Raw genomic sequence first — 4804 nt, forward strand, 5'->3', positions numbered from 1 at the left:
GCCTTCCTGGAGTCTCCCGTGCTCGTACACGTCCTTGCGGCCACCGACCCCAACCCGCCTCCCGCCCTCTGGCGTGCCCTCACCGAGGTCGCGTTTCCTCATGCGCGCGATCGTGATCGAGGACCAGCAACTCGTCCTCCGTGAAGTGCCCGACCCGGTTGCCGGCGCCGGCGAGGTGGTCGTCGATGTCACGGCGGCGGGCGTCAACCGGGCCGACGTCCTGCAGCGTCAGGGCAACTATCCGGTGCCGCCCGGCGCCCCGCCCTATCCGGGCCTCGAGTGCGCCGGCGTGATCAGCGCGGTCGGCGAGGGCGTGACCGGTCACCACGTCGGCGAGCGGGTGGCCGCCCTGCTGGCCGGCGGCGGATACGCCGAGAAGGTCGCTGTGCCGGCCGCCCAGCTGCTCTCGGTGCCGGCCGGGCTCTCCCTTCAGGAAGCGGCCGCGCTGCCCGAGGTGGCGTGCACGGTCTGGTCCAACACGGTCGAGCACGACCGGCTGCACAAGGGCGAGACGCTGCTGGTGCACGGCGGCGGCAGCGGGATCGGCAGCTTCGCGATCCAGCTCGGCAAGGCGCTAGGCGCCACGGTGATCACCACGGCCCGGTCGGTCAAGCACGACGAGGTGCGCGCGCTCGGCGCCGACCTGGTCATCGACTACAGCACCGACGACTTCGTGGCGGCGACCAAGGACTTCACCGGCGGCCGCGGCGCCGACGTGGTGCTCGACATCATCGGGGCCAAATATCTGGCCCGCAACCTCGACGTGCTGGCCACCAACGGGCGCCTCACGATCATCGGCATGCAGGGCGGCACCCGGGCCGAGCTTGATCTCGGCAAGCTGATGGCCAAGCGCGGCACGATCTCGTCGACCTCGCTGCGGGCGCGGCCGCCAGCCGAGAAGGCGCGCATCGTCTCCGGCGTGGCCCGCGAGGTGTGGCCGCTCGTCGAGGCGGGCGCGGTCCGGCCAATCGTGCACGCCGCGCTGCCCCTGGCCGAGGCGGCCGAGGGCCAGCGGGTGATGGAGGCCAGCGAGCACCTCGGCAAGATCCTGCTGCTGCCGTAGGAAGCTAACACGGGCGGGTGATTGCCGACCGCGTTTCCGCGCGTTCGGCCGGTCGAACACCGGCGGCCACTCAGCATGAGCCCCCATGACGAACACTTCCCTGCGGCCCGCCGCCCCCGAGACCGAGGTTCCTGCCCGGCGCAAGCGAGCGCGGTGGCCCTGGCTGGCTGCCGCGGCTCTCGCCGCGATCGTGGCCGGCTCCGGGGCGTACGCGTTGATGGCGCGACCGAAACACCCGGCCGGACCGTCGGACGGCGGTTTCGTGTTTGACGTCGGCACCGTGAAATGCGGGGTCGGGACCGTCGGCCCGGCCGAGCTGCCGCAGCGGGCGAACGGCCAGTTCTGCCTGGTGGACGTGACCGTGCGCAACTCCGGCACCGAGCCGGCCCTGCTCGACCCGGGCGCTCAGGAGGCGATCGACGCGCAGGGCAGGCGCTACCCGGTGTCCGACCGGGCGGCGGTCTTCGTGAACGACGGCGACCCGACCCTGCTCGAGGAGATCGCGCCGGGCCGGAGCGTGCCCGGCGTGTTGCCGTTCGAGCTGCCTTCGGGAGTGTCGCCGGTGGCGGTCCAGCTGCGCGAGCAGGTCGGCTCGGCCGGCGTGCGGGTGCCCCTGTCCTGACGCGCACGGCGCGTTCGGGTCAAATTCGAAATCCACGACCCTGGATCGACAGCTCAGCTTTCTTTCTTTTCTCAGAAATCCGGGGTTGATTGTGTGAAATCGGCCCCGAGACATTCCTGTGATGTGTTGGCATGGTCGACGGAATTAACGAGTTGTCCGGGTTCCTATTGCTTGCCATCAACGGCCGGCACGGGCGTGGCTCACGTTATGGCCGCACCGATGAGGATTCGCGCGAGTGCCCCGGGCCGAGTTCGGAGGCAACACTGCACCGTCCGTCCCCACGCCGGGTCCTGACCGCGGGTGCCATCGCGCTCGCCGCCGTCGCCCCGGCAATCGACCCCGCCGAGAGCCCGGCCGGCTCCGCTCGCGCGCTACCGCCGCTGACACCGGTCCGCGTGGAATCCGCCGCTCTCGACGCTGACAACGCATTCGTGGCGCGAACGGTCAGCCCGCTCCGGGCGTCCCGTTCCGCCCCTCGCCGGGCCGCGCCCACGCGACCGGCCGCGGCGCGGGTCTTCCGCCGCCCGGCGATCCTGGCCGCCGTACGCACGGCCAACGTCGCCGTGTTCGGGGTGACCCGGCACACCGGCGGCGCTTTCCCGGCCCACGTAACCGGCCTGAGAAAGCCCCTCAGAGTGGTCCGCCACGCCATCCCGGCCCGGCGGACCACCCTGGCCCGCCGGGCCGCGCACACCGCCGCTCGCCCGGTCGTACACCTGCGGCACACCTACCGTGCGGTGGTGACCAGGCACGCGGCCGTCGCCCGGCCGGTGCGCCGGATCGCCCTGGGTGGCGGGATGAACGCGGTCATCGCGTACGCCCGCTCCCAGATCGGCCGCAGCTATGTGACCGGCGGCGAGGGCGGCAGCGGTTTCGACTGCTCCGGTCTCACCCGGCGCGCCTACGCCCAGGCCGGCATCGCGCTGCCGCATTCGTCACGGGCCCAGGCCGCCCGGGCGCACACCGTCTCGCGGCGGATCGCGCGGGCCGGCGATCTCGTCGTCGGGCCCGGCCACGTCGGCATCTACATGGGCCACGGGATGATGATCGACGCGGGTAACCACCGTACGGGTGTGGTTTATCGCAAGCTCTATTCGGGTCTGCGGGTGGAGCGCTTCTAATTTCCGATCGTGTTGAGATAATCGCGCCCGTGATTATCGACAGCTGGCCGTTGTTCGGACTTCTGCTGCGCACCCCGCGCCTCGAGTTGTGTCTTCCCGGGCCGGATCGACTGGCCGAGTTGGCCGAACTCGCCGCCGCGGGAGTGCACGATCCGGCCCGGCAGCCGTTCGTCGCCGAGTGGACCGACCGGCCCGCCGACGAGGTCGCCCGGGGCCTGGTCCAGTTCCACTGGGCGGCCTGGGGCGCCTGGCAGCCGGACGACTGGTCGCTCAACCTGGTCGCGCTGGCCGACGGGCAGGTGGTCGGCACCCAGAGTCTCGACGGGTGCGACTTCGCGGTGCTGCGCGAGGCGGGCACCGGGTCGTGGATCGGCCGTCGCCATCAGGGCCGGGGGCTGGGCACCGAGATGCGGGCGGCCGTGCTCGAACTGGCCTTCGCCGGCCTCGGCGCGCGGTTCGTCACCTCGGAGGCGTTCGCCGACAACCACGCCTCGTACGCGGTGTCGCGCAAGCTGGGATACGCCGACGACGGGGTGGCGCGTCACGTCGTGCGGGGAGTTCCGGTCGTCGGCCGCCGCCTGCGCCTCGATCGCGACTCGTGGGAGGCGGCCCGGTCGATCCCGGTGACCATCGAGGGTCTCGATCCGGCCCGGCCGATGTTCGGCGTCTAGGCGCAGGCCTAGGCGCAGGGGAGCGTCAGGTCGACCGTCGTCCCGACGCCCGGCTCGCTGTCCATCCGGACGGTGCCGTTGTGGGCGTCGATGATCGCTCGCACGATCGCCAGCCCGAGGCCCGGCCCCGGCACCGCCATCACCTCGGCCGCCCGGCCGCGATAGAAGCGCTCGAAGACGTGCGGCAGGTCCTTGTCGGCGATGCCCATGCCGGTGTCGGTGACCGTCACCCCGGGCCGGTCGCCGGCGTGGGCCCGCACGACCACCTCGCCGCCCGGGCCGGTGAACTTGACCGCGTTGGTCAGCAGGTGGTCGAGGGCCTGGCCGAGCCGCCGGACGTCGCCGCGGGCCGGCACCGGTCCCGTGCTGCGGTCGGTCAGCCGCACCTCGCGCTGCTCGGCCTCGGCCCGCACGCCCTCCAGGGCCGACCGGATCAGCTCGGTCAGGTCGAGGTCGGCCAGGTCGAGATCCATGTCGGTCTCGGTCAGGCGGGAGACCAGCAGCAGCTCCTCGACCAGCCGGAGCAGGCGGGTCGAGTTGCGCTGCATGACGGTCAGGAAGCGGCGCCCGGTGTCGGCGTCATACAGACTTTCGAGCAGCAGCTCCAGGTAGCCGACGATCGAGGACAGCGGCGTACGGAGCTCGTGGCTGACGCTGACCAGGAAGGTGTCCTTCATCTGGTCGAGCTCGCTCAGACGCTCGGCGACCTCGCCGGCGTGCCGGGCGTAGCGGCGCAGCTCCAGTTGCGCCGACGCGTGCCGGGCCAGGCTGCGCAGCGCCCGCTGCTGCGCCGCGGTGAGCGTGCGCGGTTCGTTGTCGACCACGCACACGGTGCCGACCGAGTGGACGCCGTCCAGCACCACCGGCGCGCCGGCATAGAACCGCAGCCCGTGATCGGCCGTGACGTACGGGTTGTCCGAGAACCGGTCGTCGTCGCGGGCGTCGCGCACCTCGAGCATCTCGGCCCCGGTGATGGCGTACGCGCAGAACGAGAGTTCGCGGGGCGCCTCGCGGATGTCGAGGCCGACCTTGGCCTTGAACCACTGGCGGTCCCGGTCGACCAGGCTGACCATGCCCATCGGGGTGTGGCAGATCTCGGCGGCGAGCAATGCGATGTCGTCGAAGTCGTCCTCGGGCGGCGTGTCGAGCACCTGCGTGTCGTGCAGCGCGGCGAGCCGGGCCGGCTCGTCGGCGGGCACGGGCGCTCTCATCGGGCGATCTTCTCATTTTCTTCGCCCGATATGGGCGGGTTCGACCAGACAGCAGTGGGGCCCCCCCCCCGGGGGGGGGGGGGCCGGAGGGGGCGCCGGGGGCGCGGGGGACCCAC

Annotated in this window: 5 protein-coding genes; 4 read left to right on the forward strand and 1 reads right to left on the reverse strand. The window is 72.2% G+C overall.

Going from position 1 to position 4804, the window contains the following annotated elements:
• Window positions 1-100: 100 nt before the first annotated feature.
• From AB0M88_RS52815 to AB0M88_RS52830, 4 genes are all read left to right on the forward strand, one after another.
• Window positions 101-1063 carry an NAD(P)H-quinone oxidoreductase gene (locus AB0M88_RS52815; protein WP_364116112.1) on the forward strand — a complete coding sequence of 321 codons (963 nt, stop codon included), beginning with the start codon at window positions 101-103 and terminating at the stop codon, window positions 1061-1063.
• 85 nt (window positions 1064-1148) lie between these two features.
• Entirely contained in the window at window positions 1149-1685 is a 537-nt protein-coding gene (locus AB0M88_RS52820; protein ID WP_364116115.1) for a DUF4352 domain-containing protein, read from the forward strand.
• 395 nt (window positions 1686-2080) lie between these two features.
• Window positions 2081-2806: a C40 family peptidase gene (locus AB0M88_RS52825; protein ID WP_364116118.1), complete on the forward strand. Its 726-nt coding sequence runs from the start codon at window positions 2081-2083 to the stop codon at window positions 2804-2806.
• Between the two features lie 29 nt (window positions 2807-2835).
• Window positions 2836-3477, forward strand: coding sequence for a GNAT family N-acetyltransferase (locus AB0M88_RS52830; RefSeq protein WP_364116121.1), 642 nt, complete (start codon window positions 2836-2838; stop codon window positions 3475-3477).
• An 8-nt stretch (window positions 3478-3485) separates the two neighbouring features.
• Here the strand turns inward: AB0M88_RS52830 and AB0M88_RS52835 are convergent, their stop codons facing one another.
• Complete coding sequence (locus tag AB0M88_RS52835) at window positions 3486-4688, reverse strand: GAF domain-containing sensor histidine kinase (protein WP_364116123.1); 1203 nt, start codon at window positions 4686-4688, stop codon at window positions 3486-3488.
• Between the last annotated feature and the right edge of the window lie 116 nt (window positions 4689-4804).

Origin of the sequence: Actinoplanes sp. NPDC051411, from assembly GCF_040682075.1 — a bacterium.
Lineage (GTDB): Bacteria > Actinomycetota > Actinomycetes > Mycobacteriales > Micromonosporaceae > Actinoplanes.

Excerpts from the sequence above, each read along its gene's own strand:
- AB0M88_RS52815 (WP_364116112.1), top strand. The coding sequence starts at position 101 with ATGCGCGCGATCGTGATCGAGGACCAGCAACTCGTCCTCCGTGAAGTG.
- AB0M88_RS52820 (WP_364116115.1), top strand. The coding sequence starts at position 1,149 with ATGACGAACACTTCCCTGCGGCCCGCCGCCCCCGAGACCGAGGTTCCT.
- AB0M88_RS52835 (WP_364116123.1), bottom strand. The coding sequence starts at position 4,688 with ATGAGAGCGCCCGTGCCCGCCGACGAGCCGGCCCGGCTCGCCGCGCTG.